Here is a 22,420-nt window from a genome sequence, read left to right as displayed (position 1 = left end):
GGAGGGTACGAAAATGGCAGACACGGCGTCCGTTGGGCTGAAGGTCCGCGGCAAGGTAATCGTGATCACCGGTGGCGCCCGGGGCATCGGGTTGGCCACCGCGACCGCGTTACACAATCTGGGCGCCAAAGTGGCCATCGGTGACATCGACGAAGTGCGGGTGAAGGAATCCGGGGCCGCGCTGGGCCTGGACGTGTACGGCAAGCTCGACGTCACCGACCCGCACTCGTTCGCGGACTTCCTGGACGAGGTCGAGCGCCAACTCGGCCCGATCGACGTGCTGGTCAACAACGCCGGCATCATGCCGCTCGGCCGGATGGTCGACGAGCCGGACGCCGTCACCCGGCGCGTCCTCGACATCAATGTCTACGGCGTCATCCTGGGCAGCAAGCTGGCCGCCCAGCGCATGATCCCCCGCCGATCCGGACACGTCATCAACGTCGCGTCGCTCGCCGGGGAAACCTACATCGCCGGGGCGGCCACCTACTGCGCCAGCAAGCACGCGGTGATCGGCTTCACCGATACCGCCCGGCTCGAATGCCGAACGGCGGGCGTGAAGTTCTCGGTCGTCATGCCGACGTTCGTGAACACCGAGTTGATCGCCGGCACCTCGGGGGCCAAGGGGATCAAGAACGCCGAACCGGCCGACATCGCGGAGGCGATCGTCAAATTGGTGGCGCATCCCCGCCCGCGGGTGCGGGTGACGAAGGCGGCCGGCGCCATCATCGCGTCGCAGAAGTTCATGCCGCGCGCGCTGTCGGAGGGGCTGAACCGCGCGCTCGGCGGCGAGCACGTCTTCACCGACCACGTCGACGCGGAGAAGCGCAAGGCCTACGAGTCGCGCGCTCGCGGCGAAGAGTAGTCGGCGATCGCGAGCGCGGCGGAGCCGGGCGAAGCGGGTCGCCGCCATCAGGAGTAGTCGGCGATCGCGAGCGCGGCGGAGCCGGGCGAAGCGGGTCGCCGCCAGCAGGACGGAGCACCGCATCGGGCGCCGTTCACCGCGGGCGCGGACAATCGGCGGGGTGAGCCTAGAAACCCAGACAACCGCTCCCCTTGCCGACGACGAACTCGACCTGATCAACGCATACTGGCGCGCCGCCAACTATCTGTCGGTCGGACAGATCTATCTGCTGGACAACCCGCTGCTGAGCGAACCGCTGTCGCCCGAGCACGTCAAACCGCGGCTGCTGGGCCACTGGGGCACCACCCCGGCGCTGAACCTGATCTATGCGCACCTGAACCGAATCATCCGCGACCGCGACTCCAGCGTCATCTACGTCACCGGGCCCGGGCACGGCGGCCCCGCGCTGGTCGCCAACGCGTATCTCGAAGGCACCTACAGCGAGGTGTACACCGCCATCGAGGAGGACGCCGAAGGACTGCGAAAGCTGTTCCGGCAGTTCTCTTTTCCCGGCGGCATCCCCAGCCACGTCGCCGCCCAGACGCCCGGCTCCATCCACGAGGGCGGTGAACTCGGCTATGCGCTGGTGCACGCCTACGGCGCGGCCTTCGACAACCCCGATCTGGTTGTGGCCTGTGTGATCGGCGACGGCGAGGCCGAGACCGGGCCGCTGGCCGCCAGCTGGCACTCCAACAAATTCCTCAACCCGGTCACCGACGGCGCGGTCCTGCCCATCCTGCAGCTCAACGGCTACAAGATCGCCAACCCGACCGTGCTCGCGCGCATCCCCCACGCCGAACTCGAGGCACTGCTGCGCGGCTACGGTTACCGGCCCATCACGGTCGCCGGTGACGACCCGGCCAACGTGCACCAGCAGCTGGCGGCCGCGTTCGACGACGCCTTCGACGACATCGCGGCCATCCAAAGCGCCGCCCGCAACGGCAACGCGATGCAGCGGCCCGTCTGGCCGATGATCGTGCTGCGCACGCCCAAGGGCTGGACCGGTCCGAAGGTGGTGGACGGCAAGAAGGTCGAGGGCACCTGGCGAGCCCATCAGGTCCCGCTGGCCGAGACGCACGACAATCCCCAGCACCGCGCGGAGCTCGAGGAGTGGCTGCGCAGCTACCGGCCTGAGGAGCTTTTCGACGCCGACGGCAAGCTGCGCGCCGAGCTGCGAGCGCTGGCGCCCCTCGGCGACCGCCGGATGAGCGCCAACCCACACGCCAACGGCGGCCTGCTGCTGCACGACCTGGACCTGCCGGACTTCCGCGACTACGCGGTCACGGTGTCGCGGCCGGCGGTGGTGACGCACGAGGCGACCCGGGTGCTGGGCACGTTCCTGCGGGACGTGATCGCCCGCAACTCCGACCGGTTCCGCCTGATGGGCCCGGACGAAACGGCCTCCAACCGGCTGGACGCCGTCTACGGGGCGACGGCCAAGGTCTGGCTCTCCGAGCTCGGGCCCGACGACGAGAACCTCGCCGCCGACGGGCGGGTGATGGAGGTGCTCTCCGAGCACCTGTGCCAGGGCTGGCTGGAGGGCTACCTGCTGACCGGTCGGCACGGCCTGTTCAACTGCTACGAGGCGTTCGTCCACATCGTCGACTCGATGCTCAACCAGCACGCCAAGTGGCTCGCCACCAGCCTCGAGCTGCCGTGGCGGCGGCCGATCGCGTCGCTGAACTACCTGCTGTCCTCGCACGTGTGGCGCCAGGACCACAACGGCGCGTCACACCAAGACCCCGGCTTCATCGACCTGGTGGCCAACAAGCGGGCCGAACTGACCCGGGTGTACCTGCCACCGGACGGCAACACGCTGCTGTCGGTGGCGGACCACTGCCTGCGCAGCCGCGACTACATCAACGTCATCGTCGCCGGCAAGCAGCCGGCGCTGGCCTACCTGGACATGGATCAGGCCATCGCGCACTGCGCGCGCGGCGTGGGCATCTGGCCGTGGGCGAGCACCGCCAGCGGTGAACCCGACGTGGTGCTGGCCTGCGCCGGGGACATCCCGACGCTGGAGACGCTGGCCGCCGCCGACATCCTGCGCCGCGAACTGCCGGAGTTGGCGGTCCGGGTGGTCAACGTGGTCGACCTGATGCGGCTGCAGCCGGATTCCGAGCACCCGCACGGCCTGCCGGACAAGGAGTTCGACGCGCTGTTCACCCGCGACAAGCCGGTCATCTTCGCCTACCACGGCTACCCCTGGCTGATTCACCGGCTCACCTACCGCCGCACCAACCACCCGCACATCCACGTGCGCGGGTTCAAGGAGCGGGGCACCACCACGACGCCGTTCGACATGGTGATGTTGAACGATCTGGACCGCTTCCATTTGGTGATGGACGTCATCGACCGGGTCGACGGGCTGGCCAGCCGGGCGGCCGAGCTGCGCCAGCGGATGGTCGACGCCCGGCTCGCCGCGCGCATCTACACCCGTGAGCACGGCGAGGATGACCCGCGGATCGCCGGCTGGACCTGGGAGCGAGACGACCGATCAGGCGGGCAGTCCTGACGCCGAGATTGCCGCCGCGGCTGCGCTTGGGGCGCCACCGCGACCGTGACGGCAATCTCGTTGGGCCGTCCCGGCGGGGGCCATCGGTAAGCTGGATGAATGCTTGACGCCGCCGAGACGCCCGACATTCACCATCCGGTGATCTCGCAGCTCTCGGCGCTGCACCGGGTTCGCATCCACCTCGACATCGCCGTCGTCGTCGCCGTCTTGGTGCTGACCAACCTGGTCGCGCACTTCACCACCCCGTGGGCCGGCATCGCCGTCGTCCCCGCCGCCGCCGTCGGCCTGGTGTTCCTGATGCGCGCCAACGGTCTGGACTGGTCCGATCTGGGCTTGGGACGCGAACACTGGAAGTCGGGGCTGGGCTATGCGGTGGCCGCGGTGCTGGTTGTGGCCGCGGTGATCGCCGTGGGGGTGCTGCTCCCCATGACCCGGCCGATGTTCCTGAACCACCGCTACGCGACGGTCTCCGGCGCCCTGATCGCCTCGATGGTCATCATCCCGCTGCAGACCGTGATCCCGGAGGAGCTGGCGTTCCGCGGCGTGCTGCACGGCACGCTGCATCGGGCGTGGGGGTTCCGCGGCGTCGCGCTGGCGGGATCGTTGCTTTTCGGGCTGTGGCACGTCGCGACGTCGCTCGGGCTTACCAGCAGCAACGTCGGCTTCACCCGCATTCTCGGCGGCGGCGTCGTCGGGATGGTGGCCGGGGTGACCGGCGCCGTGCTGGCCACCGGAGCGGCGGGATTCGTCTTCAGCTGGCTACGTCGTCGCAGCGGCAGCCTGATCGCGCCGATCGCGCTGCACTGGTCGCTGAACGGACTCGGGGCACTGGCCGCCGCCCTGGTCTGGCACCTGACTGCCTGAGGCCGGTCACACCAGCAGCACCGCCGCGCCCGCGATCCGGCCCGCGCTGAGATCGCCCAGCGCGCGATCCGCCTGGCTCAGCGGATACTCCGGCGTGGTCACCTCGATATGGTGTTCGCCCGCGAAGTCGAGGAACGCCCGCGCGTCGGCCCGCGTGTTGGACGTGACCGAGCGAACCTGGCGTTCCTGGAACAGATGACGCTGGTAGTTGAGCGGCGGGATATCGGACAGGTGGATGCCGGCGATCGCCAACGTGCCGCCGCGGTCCAACGCTTCCAGCGCGGGCAGCACCAGGTCACCGACCGGTGCGAACAGGATCGCCGCATCCAGCGGCACCGGTGGCGGGTCGGCCGCGCCCTGCGCCGACGCCGCGCCGAGCTGCATCGCCAGTTCGCGCGCCTCGGCTCCCCGCGTCATCACGTGCACCTCGGCGCCCTGCGCCAACGCGACCTGCGCGGTGATGTGGGCGCTGCCGCCGAACCCATACAGACCCAGCCGTCCGCCCGGTGGCAGATCGGCGCGCAGCAGGGAGCGATAGCCGATGATGCCGGCGCACAGCAACGGCGCCAACTCGCTGTCGCTGTAACCGCCCGGCAGTCGGTGCGCGAAAGCGGCTGGAACAGTGGCGAATTCGGCGTAGCCGCCGTCGGCGTCCCAGCCGGTGTAGCGAGATTCAGGGCAGAGGTTCTCGTCGCCGCGGCGGCAGTACTTGCACACGCCGCAGGTGTGGCGCAGCCAGGCGATCCCCACCCGGTCTCCCACCCGAAATTCGTCGCCCGCCTCCGGGCCGACCTCGACGACTTCGCCCACCACCTCGTGGCCGGGCGTGACGTGGTCGCGGTGTACGGGCAGGTCGCCCTCGGTGACGTGCAGGTCGGTGCGGCACACCCCGCAGGCCCGCACGGCGACCAGCAACTCCGCCGGCCCGGGGCTCGGCACGTCGGCGGTGATTTGCTCCAGCGGGCCGGTATCCATCGGACCGGGCCGGCGCACCCGCCACGCGCGCATGGTCGTGGTGGTTAGCTGTGGAACCATTCGTCCATCATGCCGCTAACCACCACGGCCGCAACGTGCTAACTGATCAGGTCCGCCGCACCATGCCGACGATCCAGAGCAGGATCAGCGACCCGAGCAGCGCGGTGAGGAAGGTGAAGATCAGGCCACCACCCGCGGTGTTGACGAAGAAGCTCAGGATGAAGCCGCCGATCAAGGCGCCGATGATGCCGATCACGATGTCCATCAGGATGCCGGCGCCACTGCCCCTGATGATCCTGCTGGCGAGCGCACCCGCCAGACCACCGATGATGATGTATCCAATGATGCCGACGCTGGTGAACGTTGTTGAGCGGGCCAGATATTCGGTAGCTGCCATGACGTCCATGCGGGTCTCCTTGCAATCGCTGGCAAAGCCCAGCGAGTTGCTGGGCCATCATCTCGGTATACCCGCTTTGCGTAACGGAATAGGTTCCGTTTCGGAGACGGTTGGCGCATCATCCTGACGCGCCGATCGCACGTCAGGTCGATTGCGTCCGCTGTGGCGCCGGCGCTGGGGCGGGGCTGACCTCTCCCGCCGCCGCCGGCGCCGGAGCCGGTGAGGGCGCCGGTGCTCCTGGAGCCGGAGCGGGTGCCGGGGCCGCCGGCGCCGCGGGCGCGGGTTGGGCGCCCGGGGCCGGCTGGGCACCAGCGGCCGGCGCGGGCGGGCCCGCCCAGGGCTGGATGGACTCGGCCAGCGCCTTGGCCGCGCCCTTGTCGACCGGGTCGTTTGCCGTGCCGAGCCACACCACGAACCAGCGTTGCGGCGGTCCGCCGTTCGGCGTGTTCGCTGCGGGCAGCCCGACGACGCCGGTCCAAATCTGGCCATTGGGCTTGGAGGCGTCGCTGAACTTGACCTCGTAGTACGACGCGCTGCCGGTGACGCCATTGGCCCCGGTGAGCGGGGTGCTTTCCTGGTTGATTCGGGTGCCCGGATACGGCAGGAAGAACTCACCCATGTCCGAGCCCAGCCGCACCGCGGCCTTGGAGTTGTTGGCTTCGGCACTGGCGTAAAGCTTTTGGTCCAGGCGGCCCATCACGATGCGGGTGTCGTTGGCCACCGGCGGCGGCTGGTCGGGCAGCGGCGGCTGCCCCGTCGTCTTGCTCAGCAGCGCCGAGCCATAGTCGAGGTGAGACGCGTCCGACTCCACCCAGCCGGGGGGAAGGACGTAGCTGAAGCCACCCACGGCGTTGGCGATCCGCCCGGCGTTGGGGTCAGCCGGCGGAGGTGGCGGCGCGTTCGGATCGACGGGCGGCGGTGGCGGCGGCACGGGCGCGTTGGGATCGACCGGCGCCGGAGGAGCGCCGGGCGCCGCAGCGGCCGGCGGCGGAGTGGTTGCGGGAGCGGCCGGGGCGGCCGCCGGAGGTGGGGCGGTCGTCGTCGCCGGCGGGACCGGAGTCGGGACTTCCGGATCGGCGTACGAGGTCGCCGGCAAAGCGAGCGTGACGGCGCTGGCACTGGTCACCGTGGCTATCGCCAGCGTCGCCCACAGACCTTTGCGACGCGTCGAGTTGGGTTCCACCTGGTCCATGGCGACGAACCTACCGTGTTACCGCTGTGACGCAAGGAGCCTTGCGGACAATTGCGATGCCGTTTTGCCGATGTTGCCGATGTGCAACCCGCAGCGCGGCCAGGCGCTCAATTGCCCGCTTCACCGCGCGCCGGATACAACGCCACCTCATGGGCTTTGACGGAGAACCACACCTGCTCCCCGGGTGCCAGCCGCAGCTCGGAGGCGGCGTCGACGGTGATCTCCGCGGCCAGCCCGGGGGCACCATCGGGTTGCTGCCCGCCGCGCACCAGCACCGCCGACCCGCGAATGTCCATCTCCGCCACCGTCACCTCGACCGTGTTGCGCGGGCTACCGTGTGGCCGCTCCCGATAAACCGCCACCGCCGCGGGCGGGAAGACCGCGATCGCGTTCCGTCCCTCAGCAAGCTCGTCGCCGCCCTCGAGGCTGGGGACCGCGTGCCAGCGGGTGCCCGAGCGCGCGTGCAGCGAGCCGTCCGGGCCGACCGTCCCGTTGACCAGGTTGATGCCGGCGATGCGCGCCCCGAAGTGGCTGCGCGGCGCCGTCAGCACGTCGGAGACCGGGCCGATCTCGGAGATTTTGCCGGCTTCCAGCACCAGCACCCGGTCGGCCAGGGTGAACACGTCGAGCAGGTCGTGCGTGATCAGCACGACCGCGCAGCCGGTGCGGCCGACCACGCCGCGCAACACCGCGCGGATCCCCGCGGCCGCGGCGACGTCGAGACCCGTCAGCGGCTCGTCGAGCAGTAACACGTCGGGCTCGGCGGCCAGCGCGCGCGCGATCGCCACCCGCTGGGCCTGACCGCCGGACAGCTGGCGCGCCTTCCGGTCGGCCAGCGGCTCGGCGTCCACCTCGCGCAGCCAGCGCAGCGCCGTCGCCTTCTCCGCTGCCCGGGCTGGGCGCAGCCGGCCACGACGGCTGCGCGGCCCGAACGCCACGTTGGCGGCAACGCTCATGTGCGGGAACAACAGCGGGTCCTGCAACAGCAGGCCGACGCGGCGGTCGTGGGTTGTCACGTCCACCCCGGCCTCGGTGTCGGTCAGCACCCGGTCCCCCAACCGGACCCACCCGCGATCCGGGCGAATCAGCCCCGCGATGACGTGCAGCGCGGTCGACTTGCCCGCGCCGTTCGGTCCGAGGACCGCCAGCACTTCGCCCGCCGAGACGGAGAACTCGACGTCCAGCGGGCGATCCGCCACGACGGCGCGCAGCTGCAGGTCACTCACGGTTGCCTCGCTTCGGCGCCGGTCAGACGGCGCGCGCCCAACCCCAGCACCACTACCGCCGCCACGGCGACCAACAGGATCGACAACGCCACCGCCGAGTCGGCGTCGGTCACCCGCTGCAGGTAGATCTCCAGCGGCAGCGTGCGGGTGACTCCTTGGCGCGACCCGGCGAACGTCAGAGTCGCGCCGAACTCCCCCAGCGAGCGGGCGAACGCCAGCACCGTCCCCGACATCAGGCCCGGCAGCAGCAGCGGGAGGGTGACTCGCCACCAGACGGTGCTGGGACGCGCCCCAAGGGTCGCCGCCACGACCTCGAAGTCGGCGCCGGCGGTGCGCGCCGCGCCCTCCAGGGAAATCACCAGGAACGGCAGCGAGACGAACGTCTGCGCCAACACCACCGCGGTGGTGCTGAACGCGATGCTGATGCCGGCGGCTTCGAGGTACCGGCCGAGCAATCCGAGCCGCCCGAACGCGTAGAGCAGCGCGATCCCACCCACCACCGGCGGCAGCACCAACGGCAGCAGGATCAACGGCCGCATCAGCCGGACCGGCCGCGCCGTGCTGCGGGCCAGCACCAACGCCATCGGCACGCCGACCAGCACGCACAGCAGGGTGCTGGCCGCGGCGGTCTTGAGGCTGAGCAGCAGGGCCGTCCGTGACGACGGGCTCGTGATCAACGACCAGAAGTTCGGCCAGTCGACTTTGATCGCGATGGCCAGCAACGGCAGCACCACGAACGCGGTCCCCACCGCGGCGGGGAGGTACACCCACCGAGGCAGGTGCGTGCGAGGCTCTCTAATACGTGCCTCCTTAAACCTGGCCGGAGATCTACCCCGGCTCAACCTAGCGCTGGGCGTGTTGGGAAACGGCCAGCGTGCGGCAGTTCCGCCGGGTGCACGCGTCAGGGCTTGACAAAGCCGTACTGGGCCAGGATGTTCTGACCGGTGCCGCCGGTCACTATGGCCAGGAACCGTTGGGCCAACACCGGTTGCGGGGCGTTCTTCAGGACGGCGATCGGATAGACGTTCACCGCGCCGGCGGCCTCGGGAAAGTTGACGGGGGTCACCTTGTCCCCGGCGCTGTGCGCATCGGTCACGTACACCAGCCCGGCATCCGCCTGGCCTGTGGTGACCTTGTTGAGGACGTCCGTCACGCTCGGTTCCTCGCTCACCGGGTTGAGGTGGACGCCGGTGCGGTCTTCGACCCGCTGGGTCGCCGATCCGCACGGGACCGGCTTCTGGCAGATCACCACGCCCAGCCCCGGCCGCGCGAGGTCGGCGAATGAGCCGACCTTCTTGGGGTTGCCGGGCGCGGTGACGATCACCAGCGTGTTCGAGGCGAAGTTTTTCGGCTCACCCGACACCAGTCCGGCCTTGGCGACGGTGTCCATCTGTGCGGTGTCCGCCGACGCGAAGACGTCGGCGGTCGCGCCCTGCGTCAACTGGGTGGCCAGTTCGGAGGATCCCGCGAAGTCGAATTCGACGTTGCTGCCCGCGTTTTGGGTCTTGAACTGCGCGCTGATCTGAGTGAACGCGGGCTTGAGCGAGGCGGCGGCGAACACCACCAGCCTTCCCGACCCCTGCGGGGACGGTTTCGAACCGCACCCGGCCAGGCCCGCCGCCAGGACCATCGACACCACGCCGGCCACAATCCCGATCCGCCGCATGCGTGCACCCTAACCCGCCGAGGATGCGGCCCGCTTGCGGGGCTAACGTCGCAAAAAAGTGTCCGCCGAGTAGTTATGCAAATGATCCGCGCGTCGCAGCGTCAACAATTTCGCCGACTAGCTACTGTCCAGTAACATCTAGGCAGATCGATGCCATAACGCGCTGAGATCCCAGGCAAATCCCCCGGCGTCCTGTGGATGGCCACACGGAACTGCCCGGGTCTGGGTTCAACGTTGAACACGAGGAGGTCATGGCAGTGGAGGTGCTGGTCACCGGTGGAGACACCGAACTGGGGCGCACAGTGGCCGAAGGCTTCCGCGATGCCGGTCACAAGGTGACCCTCGTGGGTGCGCGGCGCAGCGACCTGGAGGTCGCCGCCAAGGAATTGGACGTGGACGCGATCGTCTGCGACACCACCGACCCGGCAAGCCTGACCGAGGCCCGCGCCTCGTTCCCCCATCATCTGGACACCATCGTCAACGTACCGGCGCCCTCCTGGGAAGCCGGCGACCCGCGCACCTACTCGATCGCCGACACGGCCACTGCATGGCGGAATGCGTTGGACGCAACTGTGCTCTCGGCGGTATTGACGGTGCAGACCGTCGGTGATCATCTGCGCTCGGGTGGCTCCATCATCAGCGTGGTGCCCGAGAACCCGCCGGCCGGAAGCGTTGACGCCGCCATCAAAGCGACCCTGTCGAATTGGGTCGCGGGCCAGGCGGGCATCTTCGGCACCCGAGGGATCACGGTCAACGCCGTGGCCAGCGGGCGCAGCGCCCAGCCCGGCTACGACGGTCTCTCCCGCACGCCGCCGTCGGTCGCCGGCGAGGTGGCCCGATTGGCGCTGTTCCTGACCACCCCGGCGGCCCGCCACATCACCGGCCAGACGCTGCACGTCAGCCACGGCGCGCTCACCCAATTCGGCTGAGGGCGTAATCCCCCGCCGAGCGGTATCGTCGCGCCCGGCGCCGCACTACGGTAGATCGCGTGGCTATTCGACTCGGTCTGCAGATACCCAACTTCTCCTACGGCACCGGGGTGGAGCAACTCTTCCCCACTGTTCTGGCTCAGGCCCGCGAGGCCGAATCGGCTGGTTTCGACTCGGTTTTCGTAATGGACCACTTCTACCAACTCCCCATGCTGGGCGATCCCGACCAGCCGATGCTGGAGGCCTACACCGCCCTGGGGGCGCTGGCCACCGCCACCGAACGAGTTCGGTTGGGCACCTTGGTAACCGGCAACACCTACCGCAGCCCCTCGCTACTGGCGAAGATCATCACCACCCTCGACGTGGTGAGCCAGGGCCGCGCGATCCTGGGCATCGGTACCGGGTGGTTCGAACTCGAACACGACCAGCTGGGCTTCGAATTCGGCACCTTCACCGACAGGTTCAACCGGCTCGAGGAAGCGCTGCAGATCATCCTGCCGATGATCAAGGGCGAGCGGCCAACCTTCTCGGGCAACTGGTACCAGGTCCGCGAGGCCATGGCGAATCCGCGCTTCCGCGAACACATTCCGCTGATGATCGGCGGTAGCGGCGAGAAGAAGACGATCCCGCTGGCCGCGCGCCACTTCGATCACCTCAACGTGATCGCCGGATTCGACGAGCTGCCAGGCAAATTGGAGGTTGTGCGGCGGCGGTGCGAGGAGATCGGCCGGGACCCGGCGACGCTGGAAACCAGCACCCTGACCACCGTGCTGATCGACGAGAACGCGAAGGCCGACCAGGTTCCCGCCGAGATGACGCAGCGCATGGTGGTCGGCGGCCCGGACTCGGTCGCCGACCAGATCAAGACCAAAGTGGTGGACGCCGGCATCGACGGCGTGATCATCAACCTGCCCTTCTACACCCCCGGCGTGATCAGCGCGGTGGGAGAAGCGCTGCGCCCGGTCGTCGGCCTGTAGCCGCCGACGCCGCTCATGTGGGGTCGCGGATTGGTGCCGCCGCGGTAATACTCCATGTAGCAGCGTTTACCTGTGCCACAACGGCGCAGCGCAGAAGTAAGGGGCCGGGACGGCCATGAAGAAACGAGCCCTGGCGGCGGTCGCGGCCGGCGTAGCGTTCGCCGCGCCGCCGATCGCCCATGCGGACAACAACTGGATCGCCATGGCGATCTCGGACTCCACCGGCCACATCAACATCGCCGACGGAGCGGCCAGCCAGGGCGCGGCCGAGAAGGCGGTGATGGAGTCGTGCCGCAAGAGCATCAGCGACTGCCGGCTGCTGGCCAGCGGGCAGGGCGGGTGCGTGGCACTCGTCTTGAATGCGGCCAAATCCCGATACTTCGGCGGCTGGGGTCCGACCCGCGAAGAAGCCGAAGCCCAGGCGCTCGAGCGTGCCCCCGGCGGAACGATCCAGGCAGGCCACGACCACTGTGCGGGCGAGGGCTCCAGCCAGTGATGCCGGCTTCGTGCAATAGCTGATAACTGCGCCACAGTGCCCGATGCCCACCAGGCACTTCGGCCCGCACACCGTTAGTGTTGCAAACAACACATGGGTATCAACTAGGTTTCCGGGTATCCGCCTGACTAGCGTTGTGGCTAACTGCAGTCGCGTGTCCAAAAGCCCCCGTCAGGAGCAGCGGAAACATGATCCCCCCACCGGAAACCACAGCTGGAACCGAACGTCGCCACCAGGTCGTCATCATCGGTTCGGGATTCGGTGGGCTGAACGCGGCAAAGAAACTCAAGCACGCCGATGTCGACATCAAACTGATCGCGCGCACCACGCACCACCTGTTCCAGCCGTTGCTGTACCAGGTGGCGACGGGCATCGTCTCCGAAGGCGACATCGCCCCGCCCACCCGGGTCGTCCTGCGCCGGCAGCGCAACGTTCAGGTGCTGCTCGGTGACGTCACGCACGTCGATCTTGCCGGCAAGTACGTCGTATCCGATTTGCTCGGCCACACCTACGAAACCCCTTACGACAGCCTGATTATCGCCGCGGGCGCCGGACAGTCGTACTTCGGCAACGACCACTTCGCCGAATTCGCGCCCGGCATGAAGTCGATCGACGACGCACTGGAGGTGCGCGGCCGGATCCTCAGCGCGTTCGAACAAGCCGAACGGTCGCGTGATCCGGAACGACGCGCCAAGCTGCTGACGTTCACCGTCATCGGCGCCGGACCCACCGGCGTCGAAATGGCCGGGCAGATCGCGGAATTGGCGGCCCACACGCTGAAGGGCTCGTTCCGCGGCATCGACTCCACCAAGGCGCGAGTAATCCTGCTCGACGCGGCCCCCGCCGTATTGCCGCCCTTCGGCGACAAACTGGGCGCGCGGGCGCGCGCCCGGCTGGAGAAGATGGGTGTCGAGATCCAGTTGGGCGCGATGGTCACCGATGTCGACCGCAACGGCATCACGGTCAAAGACTCCGACGGCACCATCCGGCGCATCGAGTCCGCCTGCAAGGTGTGGTCCGCGGGCGTGCAGGCCAGCGGGCTGGGCCGAGACCTTGCCGAGCAGTCGTCGGTGGAACTCGACCGCGCCGGGCGGGTCAAGGTGCTGCCCGACCTGTCGGTCCCGGGCCACCCGAACGTGTTCGTGATCGGTGACATGGCCGCCGTCGAAGGCGTTCCGGGCGTGGCTCAGGGCGCGATTCAGGGCGCCAAGTACGTCGCCGGCATGATCAAAGCCGAACTGGGCGGCGCCAATCCGGCAGAGCGCGAACCGTTCCAGTACTTCGACAAGGGCTCCATGGCCACCGTTTCGCGGTTTTCCGCGGTGGCCAAGGTCGGCCCGCTGGAGTTCAGCGGCTTCATCGCCTGGCTGATGTGGCTGGTGCTGCACCTGGTTTACCTGGTCGGGTTCAAGACCAAGGTCAGCACGCTGCTGTCGTGGACGGTGACGTTCCTGAGCACGCGGCGCGGCCAGCTGACCATCACCGAGCAACAGGCCTTCGCCCGCACCCGCATCGAACAGCTGGCGGTGCTCGCCGCGGAGGCGAAGCGCCCTGCGGCCGCCAGGCGGGCTAGCTAACCGGTCGGCCCACCACGTACTGGCGTCGAATCGCGGTATTCGCGAAAGCCATTGCAGGATAGCGCAATTGGTGAATACCGGTTCGCTACGCCTCGAGGTTCTGCAGCCGCACCTGGCCGCGGGCGACCACCCGGTCGTCGGCGTCGGTGATGGTGACCAGCCACAACTGTTGGCGCCGGCCGCGGTGGATCGGCTCGGCGGCGCCGTACACCATCCCCGATCCGATGGAACGCAGAAAGTCCGTGTTGTTGTTGACTCCCACGACATTCCCGCCGCCGCGGGTGGCGAGCCAGGTGTAGGCCGCGACGCTGGCCATGCTTTCGATGATCGAGCAGTAGACACCGCCGTGCACGAGGCCCATCGGCTGCAGCAGTTTGGGGGTGACCTCGAGCTGGGCGCGGGCGCCGTCGGGGCTGAGTTCGGTGAATTGCAGCCCGATCTCCTGATCGAAGGGCGCGGTGAAATCCGGCGGCAAGGTCGTTTCCGGAGGCTGAGGCACGTTCTGTGTCTACACCATCGGTCGATGTCGGCGCTCGCGGCGGGACGGGCGCCCAAGAAACGGCTGAGCCCCGTGCCGCTGGGACACGGGGCTCGCCGATCGAGGCGACCGGGGGTCACTGCAGCCCTCAGGACTCGCCGCGGTCGTCGTTCGCTCGACTCGGTTAGCATAGGCAAGGCTGTCCTAATTTCGCAAGCACCAATTCGGCCGGCCGTGGGAAGCTTTGGGTACGACCGTCGGTAGTAACCCGGAGTAGGATGTTGCTCGACGCTCAGGAGAGAACGCACTATGGCGAAACTGACCCGGCTCGGGGATCTGGAACGCGCCGTGATGGACCACTTGTGGTCCGCGCCGGAACCGCAAACGGTCCGGCAGGTCCACGACGCGTTATCCGCGCGACGCGACCTTGCCTACACGACGATCATGACCGTCCTGCAACGGCTGGCCAAGAAGAATCTGGTCTCCCAGATCCGGGACGACCGCGCGCACCGATACGCACCCGTGCACGGCCGCGACGAGCTCGTCGCCGGCCTCATGGTCGACGCGCTGGCCCAGGCCGAGGATTCCGGCGGCCGGCAGGCCGCCCTGGTCCACTTCGTCGAGCGGGTGGGCGCCGATGAAGCGGACGCCCTGCGGCGAGCGCTCGCCGAACTGGAAGCCAATCAACGCAACAACTCGCCATCCGCTGGCGCGTTGACGGAGGACTGAGGGAGACTGACAGCGTGTCCGCGCTGGCCTTCACCATCCTCGCGGTGCTGCTGGTCGGTCCGGTGCCGGCCTTGTTGGCACGCGCGAGCTGGCCGCTGCGCGCTCCCCGCGCCGCGATGGTGTTGTGGCAGGCCATCGCGCTGGCCGCGGTCCTCTCCGCATTCAGCGCCGGCATCGCGATCGCCACTCGGCTGCTCATGCCCGGTCCCGACGGCCGGCCCACCACCAGCATCGTCGGCGATGCCGGCCGGCTCGGATGGCCGCTGTGGGCGGCATACGTCGGCGTTTTTGCGCTGACCGTGCTGGTCGGCGCCCGATTGGTGGTCGCGGTGATGCGGGTGGCCATCGCCAACCGGCGACGGCGCGCCCACCACCGCATGGTGGTCGATCTGGTCGGCGTCGGCCACGACGCCGCGCTCCCCCAGCCCTGCGCCCACACGCGCGACCTTCGCGTCCTGGATGTTGCGCAGCCGCTGGCCTACTGCCTGCCCGGCGTGCGCAGCCGGGTGGTGGTCAGCGAGGGGGCGCTGAGCACGCTCGCCGATGCGGAAGTCGCGGCGATCCTCACCCACGAGCGGGCTCATCTGCGAGCCCGGCACGACCTGGTTCTCGAGGCATTCACCGCGGTGCACGCCGCGTTCCCGCGGCTGGTGCGCAGCGCGAACGCTCTCGGCGCGGTTCAACTGCTCGTCGAGCTACTCGCCGACGACGCCGCCGTGCGCGCGGCGGGGCGCGCTCCCCTGGCGCGGGCCCTGGTTGCCTGCGCGTCCGGGCGGGCGCCGTCGGGCGCGTTGGCCGCGGGCGGCCCCAGCACGGTGGTCCGCGTGCGCCGGCTGTGCGGCGATGGCAACAGCCTGGCGCTGTCGGCGGCCGCATACCTCGCGGCGGCGGCCGTGTTCGTGGTGCCCACCGTCGCATTGGCGGTCCCGTGGCTCACGGAATTGCGGCGCCTGTTCAACCTCTGAGGCGACGCCGGAGCCATCACCCCGGGCGGGCGCATGTCCGCTGTGCCACAGTGTGACGGAAAGCTTTTGGGCAAGGTTCTCCGACTGAGAGACGAGGCGAAGACATGGGTTCGTCGGATGCACAGACCGCGACCGCGCAAATCGGCGTCACCGGCCTGGCGGTAATGGGTTCGAACATCGCTCGCAATTTCGCGCGGCACGGTTACACGGTGGCGCTGCACAACCGGTCGGTCGCCAAGACCGACGCGCTGCTCAAAGAGCATGGTGACGAGGGCAAGTTCGTGCGGTCGGAGACCATTGCGGAGTTTCTGGACGCCTTGGAGAAGCCGCGGCGGGTGCTCATCATGGTCAAGGCCGGTGACCCCACCGACGCCGTCATCAACCAGCTCGCCGACGCCATGGAAGAAGGCGACATCATCATCGACGGCGGCAACGCCCTCTACACCGACACCATTCGCCGCGAGAAGGCGATGCGCGAACGGGGCCTGCACTTCGTCGGCGCCGGAATCTCGGGCGGGGAGGAAGGCGCGCTCAACGGCCCGTCGATCATGCCGGGCGGCCCCGCCGAGTCGTACAAGTCGCTGGGCCCGCTGCTCGAGGAGATCTCCGCGCACGTCGACGGCGTCCCGTGCTGCACCCACATCGGCCCGGACGGCGCCGGTCACTTCGTCAAGATGGTGCACAACGGCATCGAGTACTCCGACATGCAGCTGATCGGCGAGGCCTACCAGCTGCTGCGCGACGGGCTCGGCAAGACCGCCGACGAGATCGCGGATGTGTTCGACGAGTGGAACAAAGGCGACCTGGATAGCTTCCTGGTCGAAATCACCGCGCAGGTGCTGCGGCAGAAGGACGCCAAGACCGGCAAGCCGCTCGTCGACGTCATCCTCGACGAGGCCGAGCAGAAGGGCACCGGCCGCTGGACGGTGAAGTCGGCTTTGGACCTCGGCGTGCCGGTGACCGGCATCGCCGAGGCCGTATTCGCCCGCGCGCTGTCGGGTTCGGTGACGCAGCGCAAGGCCACCACCGGGCTGGCCTCGGGCGAGCTGGGAGCCAAGCCGGGAGATGCGCAGCAGTTCGTCGAGGACGTCCGTCAGGCCCTGTACGCGTCCAAGATCATCGCTTATGCGCAGGGCTTCAACCAGATTCAGGCCGGCAGCGCCGAATACGACTGGGGCGTCACCCCGGGCGATCTGGCCACCATCTGGCGCGGCGGCTGCATCATCCGGGCGAAGTTCCTCAACCGCATCAAAGACGCGTTCGACGAAGACCCCGACCTGCCCACGCTGATCGTCGCGCCCTACTTCCGCAGCGCGATCGAGGCCGCGATCGACGGCTGGCGCCGCGTCGTGGTGACCGCCACGCAGCTGGGCATCCCGATCCCGGGCTTCTCCTCGGCGCTGTCCTACTACGACGCCCTGCGCACCGAGCGGCTGCCCGCGGCGCTGACCCAGGGCTTGCGGGACTTCTTCGGCGCGCACACCTACGGCCGGATCGACGACGACCCGGACAAGCGGTTCCACACGCTCTGGAGCGGGGACCGCAGCGAAGTGCCCGCCTAGCGGGGTACTACTGGAGGACACGAGGGGGCACGGCGACGACGATGAGATTCCTGGACGGGCATGGGCCCGGCTACGACCTGACGTACAACGACGTCTTCGTCATGCCGGGCCGGTCAGAGGTCGAGTCGCGCTTCGACGTCGACCTGTCCACCAACGACGGCTCGGGCACCACCATCCCCGTGGTGGTGGCCAACATGACCGCGGTGGCCGGGCGCAGGATGGCCGAGACGGTCGCGCGCCGCGGCGGCCTGGTCATCCTGCCGCAGGATCTCCCGATCACCGCCGTGCAGCAGACGTTGGATTTCGTCAAGAGCCGTGACCTCGTTCTCGACACCCCGGTGGTCCTGGCGGCCGACGATTCGGTGTCGGATGCGACCGCGCTGATCCACAAGCGTGCGCACGGGGTCGCCGTCGTCGTCTTCGAGGGCCGCCCGATGGGCCTGGTCAGCGAATCGTGCTGCCTCGGCGTTGACCGGTTCACCAGGGTGCGTGACGTAGCGATCACCGACTTCGTCACCGCCCCGGTCGGCACCGAGCCGCGCAAGATCTTCGACCTGCTCGAGCACGCCCCGATCGGGGTTGCCGTGGTGACCAACGCGGACGGCACGCTGGCCGGCGTGCTGACCCGCACCGGGGCCGTCCGGACCGGCCTGTACGCCCCGGCGGTCGACGCGCGCGGGCGGCTGCGGATCGGCGCGGCCGTCGGCATCAACGGCGATGCGGGGGCCAGGGCGCGCTCCCTGGCCGAGGCGGGCGTCGACGTGCTCGTCATCGATACCGCGCACGGGCATCAGGTGAAGACACTCGATGCGATCCGCACGGTGTCCTCGCTCGAACTGGGCGTCCCGCTGGTGGCGGGCAACGTCGTCTCGGCGGAAGGCACCCGCGACCTGCTCGGCGCCGGGGCCGACATCGTCAAGGTCGGCGTCGGGCCGGGGGCGATGTGCACCACCCGGATGATGACCGCCGTGGGCCGCCCGCAATTCTCGGCTGTGGTCGAATGCGCTTCGACGGCAAGGCAATTGGGAGGGCATGTGTGGGCCGACGGCGGCGTCCGCCATCCGCGGGACGTGGCGCTGGCGCTGGTGGCCGGGGCGTCCAACGTGATGATCGGATCGTGGTTCGCCGGCACCTACGAATCGCCCGGGGACCTGATGCGCGATCGCGAGGACCAGCCCTACAAGGAGAGCTACGGCATGGCGTCCAAGCGGGCGGTGGTCGCCCGCAGCGCCGCCGACACCGCGTTCGAGCGCGCGCGCAAAGCGCTTTTCGAAGAAGGCATTTCGACGTCGCGGATGGGATTGGACCCCGACCGCGGCGGCGTCGAGGACTTGATCGACCACATCACCTCGGGCGTGCGCAGCACGTGCACGTACGTCGGCGCCGCCAACCTCACGGAGCTGCATGAGCGCGCCGTCGTCGGGGTGCAGTCGACCGCGGGCTTCGCCGAAGGCCATCCGCTGCCACTGGGTTGGTGACCCGTTCGACCCGGAATGGCGAGGGCTATGCGTCGGTGTTCGGACGTTCCAGCGCGTAAAGCGACATCCGCCGGTTGCTGGCGTCGTGCTCCCCGAGGAACGTGCATCCGGCGTTCTCGCACAACCGACGCGCCGCGGTGTTGCGGTGATCGGGGTCGAACATGATGCGCCGGCAACGGGGCTCCATGGAAAACGCGCTGGCCACGATGCGCGGCAACAGCATCGGGCCCAGCCCCCGGTTCACCAGGGCCGAGTCGGCGATGGCGGCGTGCAACCCCAGGTCATAAGCCTCGGCCTCATAGTAATGTGAAATCAAATCCTTTGCGCCCCAATATAACTCGAGATACGCGCAATCCTTTCCGCGGATGCTTCCGAGCAGTGGTCGCGAATACGTCCCGTCAAGCTGTGCGCCCAGATGCCGCTCCCACCGCGACGTCGGCCAGTCGTATTCCCAGGCCGCCGCCAAGTGCGGGCGGTTCATCCACTCCGACACCATGCCGGCATCCCCGCGTCGAGCGACCCGCAGCGCGAACGGCGGCTCCAGGGCGGGTACCGGCGGCGGGCCTATGCGCGCGATCTCGTCGGCGATGTCGAAGCGCTCGCGCGGAAGTGCTTGCGCGGATGGGGTTTCGGGAGGGGCTTCGGGCGCCATAGTGCGCACAGCCTACCGAGTAAGGTTAGGCAACCCATAGTCGGGTGGGGGGTGGCGGGGTGGCGCCGACGAAACCGGTGGTCGGCCGCGCGCGGGACGGACCGGGCTACCATAAGTCAGCAAAGACGGAGGCGACCGCGTCCGCACCGGATTCAGGCAGCGAAGGGATCGACGTGCCGCAGGCACCCGTGCAGGCCATGGGATTTCGGGTGCGGCAGCCGTCGGACGAGCCGCCCGATGCGGAGCCTCCCCCGTCGGATCTCAGCAGGCAATCGGCCAACGGGCGGCTTGACCCATGAACGTCACCGTCACCGTGCTCAGCGTCGTGGCCATCGCGGTGCTCATCTTCGGCAACGCGATCTTCGTCGCCGCCGAGTTCTCGCTCACCACGCTGGACCGCAGCGCCGTGGAGGCGAACGCCCGCGGCGGCGGACGCCGTGACCGGGCGATCCGACGCGCCCACCACAAGTTGTCGTTCCAGCTATCCGGCGCTCAATTGGGCATCTCCGCCACCACATTGGCGGCCGGCTATCTGACCGATCCCATGCTGGCCGACCTGCCGCATCCGTGGTTTGACGCGATCGGGATATCCGACCGGGTGGCCGACGCGATCATGGCGTTCCTGGCGTTGGTCATCGTCACCTCGGTATCGATGGTGTTCGGCGAGCTGGTCCCGAAGTACCTGGCCGTCGCCCGACCGCTGTCCACCGCGCGGGCCGTCGTGGGCGTCCAGCTGCTGTTCTCCTTGTTTTTCACCCCGGCGATCCGGCTGACGAACGGCGCGGCGAACTGGATCGTGCGCCAGCTGGGTATCGAGCCGGCCGAGGAGCTGCGCTCGGCGCGGTCGCCGCAGGAGCTGCTGTCGCTGGTGCGTTCTTCGGCGCGCAGCGGCTCACTGGATGCGGCCACCGCATCGCTGGTGCGGCGCTCCCTGCAATTCGGCGCCCGGACCGCCGAAGAATTGATGACGCCCAGGTCGAAGATCGTGGCGCTGCAGACCGACGACACGGTCGCCGACCTGGTGGCCGCGGCAGCGGAGTCGGGGTACTCGCGCTTCCCGATCGTCGATGGCGACCTCGACGAAACCGTCGGCATCGTGCACGTCAAACAGGTGCTGGCCATCCCGGCGGCCGAGCGGGCGGGCACGCCCCTGATCACGGTGGCGCAGCCCGTTCCCGTGGTGCCGTCGACGCTGGACGGCGACGCCGTCATGGGCGAGATCCGCGCCAACAGCCTGCAGACCGCGATGGTCGTCGACGAATACGGCGGCACGGCGGGCATGGTGACGGTCGAGGACCTGATCGAAGAGATCGTCGGCGATGTCCGCGACGAACACGACGACGCCACCCCGGATGTGGTGGCGGCCGGAACCGGTTGGCGCGTCTCGGGGTTGCTGCGCATCGACGAGGTCGCCGCCGCGACCGGCTTCCGCGCGCCCGAGGGACCCTACGAGACCATCGGCGGACTGGCGTTGCGTGAATTCGGCCACATCCCGGTGGCCGGTGAAACGGTCAAGTTGCCGGCCCTGGACGCCGACGGGTTGCTGGACACGTCGCTGAGCTGGCAAGCGACCGTCATCCGGATGGAGGGGCGCCGCATCGACCTGCTCGAGTTGATCGAGCTGCGCGGCGACAGCCCGGCGGCCGGGGGCTCCCGATGAACAACACCATGGGCGTGTTCCTGGCGATGCTGCTGATCGGCGTCAACGCCTTCTTCGTCGGGGCGGAATTCTCGTTGATCTCGGCCCGGCGCGACCGCCTCGAAGCGCTCGCCGAACAGGGCAAGGCCCGCGCGGTCACGGTGATGCGCGCCGGAGAGCAGCTGCCGGCCATGCTGGCGGGGGCGCAGCTCGGAGTCACCGCCGCCTCGCTGCTGCTCGGGCGGATCGGCGAGTCGGCGGTCGCCGACCTGCTGCGCACGGCACTGGGCCTGACCACCATTCACCCGACGCTGCTGCACACGCTGTCGTTCGCGATCGCGTTGGCGATCGTGGTGACGCTGCATGTGCTGCTGGGCGAGATGGTGCCCAAGAACATCGCGCTGGCCGGTCCCGAGCGCACGGCGATGCTGCTGGTGCCGCCCTACCTGGCCTATGTGCGAGCCGCGCGGCCGTTCATCGTGTTCTACAACAAATGCGCCAGCGTGGTGGTGCGAGCACTGGGCGTGGAACCCAAGGAAGAGCTCGAAATCAGCGTCTCCCCCGTCGAATTGAGCGAGATGATCGCCGAATCGCGATCCGAAGGGCTGCTGGACCGCGAGGAGCACACCAGGCTGACCCGGGCGCTGCAAATCGGCACCCGCGTCGTTGGCGACGTGGCGGTCCCGCTCGCCGATGTCCACGCGGTGCGGGTGGCCGCGGCGGGCACCGGCCCGACGGTCGGCGCCGTCGAAGAGGCCCTGGCCCAGACCGGCTACTCACGGTTCCCGGTGGCCAACGTCAACGGCGACTTCATCGGCTACCTGCACATCAAGGACATGCTCACGCTCGGTGACGACCCACGGACGGTGATCGACCTGGCGATGGTGCGGCCGCTGCCGCGGCTGCCCAAGTCACTGCCGCTGGCCGACGCTTTGTCGCGGATGCGCCGCAGCAACAGCCATCTCGCGCTGGTGACCGGCGCGAGCGGCGACGTGGTCGCGATGGTGGCCATGGAAGACCTGGTTGAAGACCTCGTCGGCACGATGCGCGACGCATAGGGGTACAGGTCGCGAAGCGGGACCGCAGCGAGCCCGTATGATTTCAACGGCTACCAGTCAAGAAAGTGCTGGACGGCGCAGGATCCCAGGCGCACAGGTGCGTTGCTGGAATTCGATCCCCGGGCTCGCCGCAGCGGCATGGTT

General features: G+C 68.9%; 21 protein-coding genes. 13 read left to right on the top strand and 8 right to left on the bottom strand.

Annotated features, from left to right (window positions below):
* Positions 1–13: 13 nt before the first annotated feature.
* The 3 genes from A5756_RS16155 to A5756_RS16145 all read left to right on the top strand — a co-directional run bounded on the left by A5756_RS16155 (position 14) and on the right by A5756_RS16145 (position 4,280).
* Positions 14–862, top strand: a complete 849-nt coding sequence (locus A5756_RS16155; protein ID WP_066954211.1) for an SDR family oxidoreductase — start codon at positions 14–16, stop codon at positions 860–862.
* A 160-nt stretch (positions 863–1,022) separates the two neighbouring features.
* Complete coding sequence (locus tag A5756_RS16150) at positions 1,023–3,416, top strand: phosphoketolase (RefSeq protein ID WP_066954208.1); 2,394 nt, start codon at positions 1,023–1,025, stop codon at positions 3,414–3,416.
* 99 nt (positions 3,417–3,515) lie between these two features.
* Positions 3,516–4,280: a CPBP family intramembrane glutamic endopeptidase gene (locus tag A5756_RS16145; protein WP_066954205.1), complete on the top strand. Its 765-nt coding sequence runs from the start codon at positions 3,516–3,518 to the stop codon at positions 4,278–4,280.
* 6 nt (positions 4,281–4,286) lie between these two features.
* Here A5756_RS16145 and A5756_RS16140 read toward each other — a convergent pair whose 3' ends face one another.
* The 6 genes from A5756_RS16140 to modA form a co-directional block, all read right to left on the bottom strand.
* Positions 4,287–5,315, bottom strand: coding sequence for a zinc-binding alcohol dehydrogenase family protein (locus A5756_RS16140; protein WP_066954201.1), 1,029 nt, complete (start codon positions 5,313–5,315; stop codon positions 4,287–4,289).
* 46 nt (positions 5,316–5,361) lie between these two features.
* Positions 5,362–5,661, bottom strand: a complete 300-nt coding sequence (locus A5756_RS16135) for a GlsB/YeaQ/YmgE family stress response membrane protein (protein WP_066954198.1) — start codon at positions 5,659–5,661, stop codon at positions 5,362–5,364.
* Between the two features lie 133 nt (positions 5,662–5,794).
* Positions 5,795–6,844, bottom strand: a complete 1,050-nt coding sequence (locus A5756_RS16130) for an alanine and proline-rich secreted protein Apa (protein ID WP_066954195.1) — start codon at positions 6,842–6,844, stop codon at positions 5,795–5,797.
* Positions 6,845–6,951: 107 nt separating this feature from the next.
* Positions 6,952–8,070 (bottom strand): sulfate/molybdate ABC transporter ATP-binding protein, encoded by a 1,119-nt coding sequence (locus A5756_RS16125; protein WP_066954192.1) that lies wholly within the window; start codon positions 8,068–8,070, stop codon positions 6,952–6,954.
* A complete protein-coding gene (locus A5756_RS16120) occupies positions 8,067–8,870 on the bottom strand; it encodes an ABC transporter permease (protein ID WP_197505787.1) in 804 nt (267 codons plus the stop codon). The genes A5756_RS16125 and A5756_RS16120 overlap by 4 nt, the downstream gene beginning before the upstream one ends.
* 101 nt (positions 8,871–8,971) lie before the next feature.
* The gene (modA, locus tag A5756_RS16115; protein WP_066954187.1) at positions 8,972–9,736 is read right to left on the bottom strand and encodes a molybdate ABC transporter substrate-binding protein; all 765 of its coding nucleotides are present in this window, start codon (positions 9,734–9,736) and stop codon (positions 8,972–8,974) included.
* A 251-nt stretch (positions 9,737–9,987) separates the two neighbouring features.
* Here modA and A5756_RS16110 point away from each other — a divergent pair, with 251 nt between their 5' ends.
* The 4 genes from A5756_RS16110 (at position 9,988) to A5756_RS16095 (ending at position 13,715) form a co-directional block, all read left to right on the top strand.
* Positions 9,988–10,665: an SDR family oxidoreductase gene (locus tag A5756_RS16110; RefSeq protein WP_066954185.1), complete on the top strand. Its 678-nt coding sequence runs from the start codon at positions 9,988–9,990 to the stop codon at positions 10,663–10,665.
* 59 nt (positions 10,666–10,724) lie between these two features.
* Positions 10,725–11,642, top strand: a complete 918-nt coding sequence (locus A5756_RS16105; RefSeq protein WP_066954182.1) for an LLM class F420-dependent oxidoreductase — start codon at positions 10,725–10,727, stop codon at positions 11,640–11,642.
* 115 nt (positions 11,643–11,757) lie between these two features.
* Positions 11,758–12,138: a DUF4189 domain-containing protein gene (locus tag A5756_RS16100; protein ID WP_066954179.1), complete on the top strand. Its 381-nt coding sequence runs from the start codon at positions 11,758–11,760 to the stop codon at positions 12,136–12,138.
* Between the two features lie 188 nt (positions 12,139–12,326).
* Entirely contained in the window at positions 12,327–13,715 is a 1,389-nt protein-coding gene (locus A5756_RS16095; RefSeq protein ID WP_066954176.1) for an NAD(P)/FAD-dependent oxidoreductase, read from the top strand.
* An 85-nt stretch (positions 13,716–13,800) separates the two neighbouring features.
* Here A5756_RS16095 and A5756_RS16090 read toward each other — a convergent pair whose 3' ends face one another.
* The gene (locus tag A5756_RS16090; RefSeq protein WP_066954173.1) at positions 13,801–14,214 is read right to left on the bottom strand and encodes a PaaI family thioesterase; all 414 of its coding nucleotides are present in this window, start codon (positions 14,212–14,214) and stop codon (positions 13,801–13,803) included.
* A gap of 288 nt (positions 14,215–14,502) precedes the next feature.
* On the opposite strand from A5756_RS16090, the gene A5756_RS16085 reads away from it, so the two are divergent.
* The 4 genes from A5756_RS16085 to A5756_RS16070 all read left to right on the top strand — a co-directional run bounded on the left by A5756_RS16085 (position 14,503) and on the right by A5756_RS16070 (position 18,927).
* On the top strand, positions 14,503–14,922 hold the full coding sequence (locus tag A5756_RS16085; protein WP_066954170.1) for a BlaI/MecI/CopY family transcriptional regulator: 420 nt from the start codon (positions 14,503–14,505) through the stop codon (positions 14,920–14,922).
* A 14-nt stretch (positions 14,923–14,936) separates the two neighbouring features.
* Positions 14,937–15,887, top strand: a complete 951-nt coding sequence (locus A5756_RS16080; RefSeq protein WP_066954168.1) for a M56 family metallopeptidase — start codon at positions 14,937–14,939, stop codon at positions 15,885–15,887.
* A 104-nt stretch (positions 15,888–15,991) separates the two neighbouring features.
* Positions 15,992–17,449, top strand: coding sequence for an NADP-dependent phosphogluconate dehydrogenase (gene gndA / locus A5756_RS16075; RefSeq protein WP_066954165.1), 1,458 nt, complete (start codon positions 15,992–15,994; stop codon positions 17,447–17,449).
* Between the two features lie 41 nt (positions 17,450–17,490).
* Entirely contained in the window at positions 17,491–18,927 is a 1,437-nt protein-coding gene (locus tag A5756_RS16070) for a GuaB1 family IMP dehydrogenase-related protein (protein WP_066954162.1), read from the top strand.
* A 25-nt stretch (positions 18,928–18,952) separates the two neighbouring features.
* Here A5756_RS16070 and A5756_RS16065 read toward each other — a convergent pair whose 3' ends face one another.
* Positions 18,953–19,579, bottom strand: coding sequence for a GNAT family N-acetyltransferase (locus tag A5756_RS16065; protein WP_066954159.1), 627 nt, complete (start codon positions 19,577–19,579; stop codon positions 18,953–18,955).
* A gap of 295 nt (positions 19,580–19,874) precedes the next feature.
* Here A5756_RS16065 and A5756_RS16060 point away from each other — a divergent pair, with 295 nt between their 5' ends.
* Both A5756_RS16060 and A5756_RS16055 read left to right on the top strand, forming a co-directional pair.
* Positions 19,875–21,239 (top strand): hemolysin family protein, encoded by a 1,365-nt coding sequence (locus A5756_RS16060; RefSeq protein ID WP_066954156.1) that lies wholly within the window; start codon positions 19,875–19,877, stop codon positions 21,237–21,239.
* Positions 21,236–22,276, top strand: coding sequence for a hemolysin family protein (locus tag A5756_RS16055; RefSeq protein WP_066954153.1), 1,041 nt, complete (start codon positions 21,236–21,238; stop codon positions 22,274–22,276). Before A5756_RS16060 ends, A5756_RS16055 begins: the two co-directional genes overlap by 4 nt.
* The last annotated feature ends 144 nt before the right edge of the window (positions 22,277–22,420 follow it).

The sequence above is a fragment of the Mycobacterium sp. 852002-53434_SCH5985345 genome (genome assembly GCF_001667155.1).
Classification (GTDB): domain Bacteria; phylum Actinomycetota; class Actinomycetes; order Mycobacteriales; family Mycobacteriaceae; genus Mycobacterium.
Note: the sequence above shows the minus strand (reverse complement) of the source record. Positions and strands in the feature narration are given on the sequence as shown.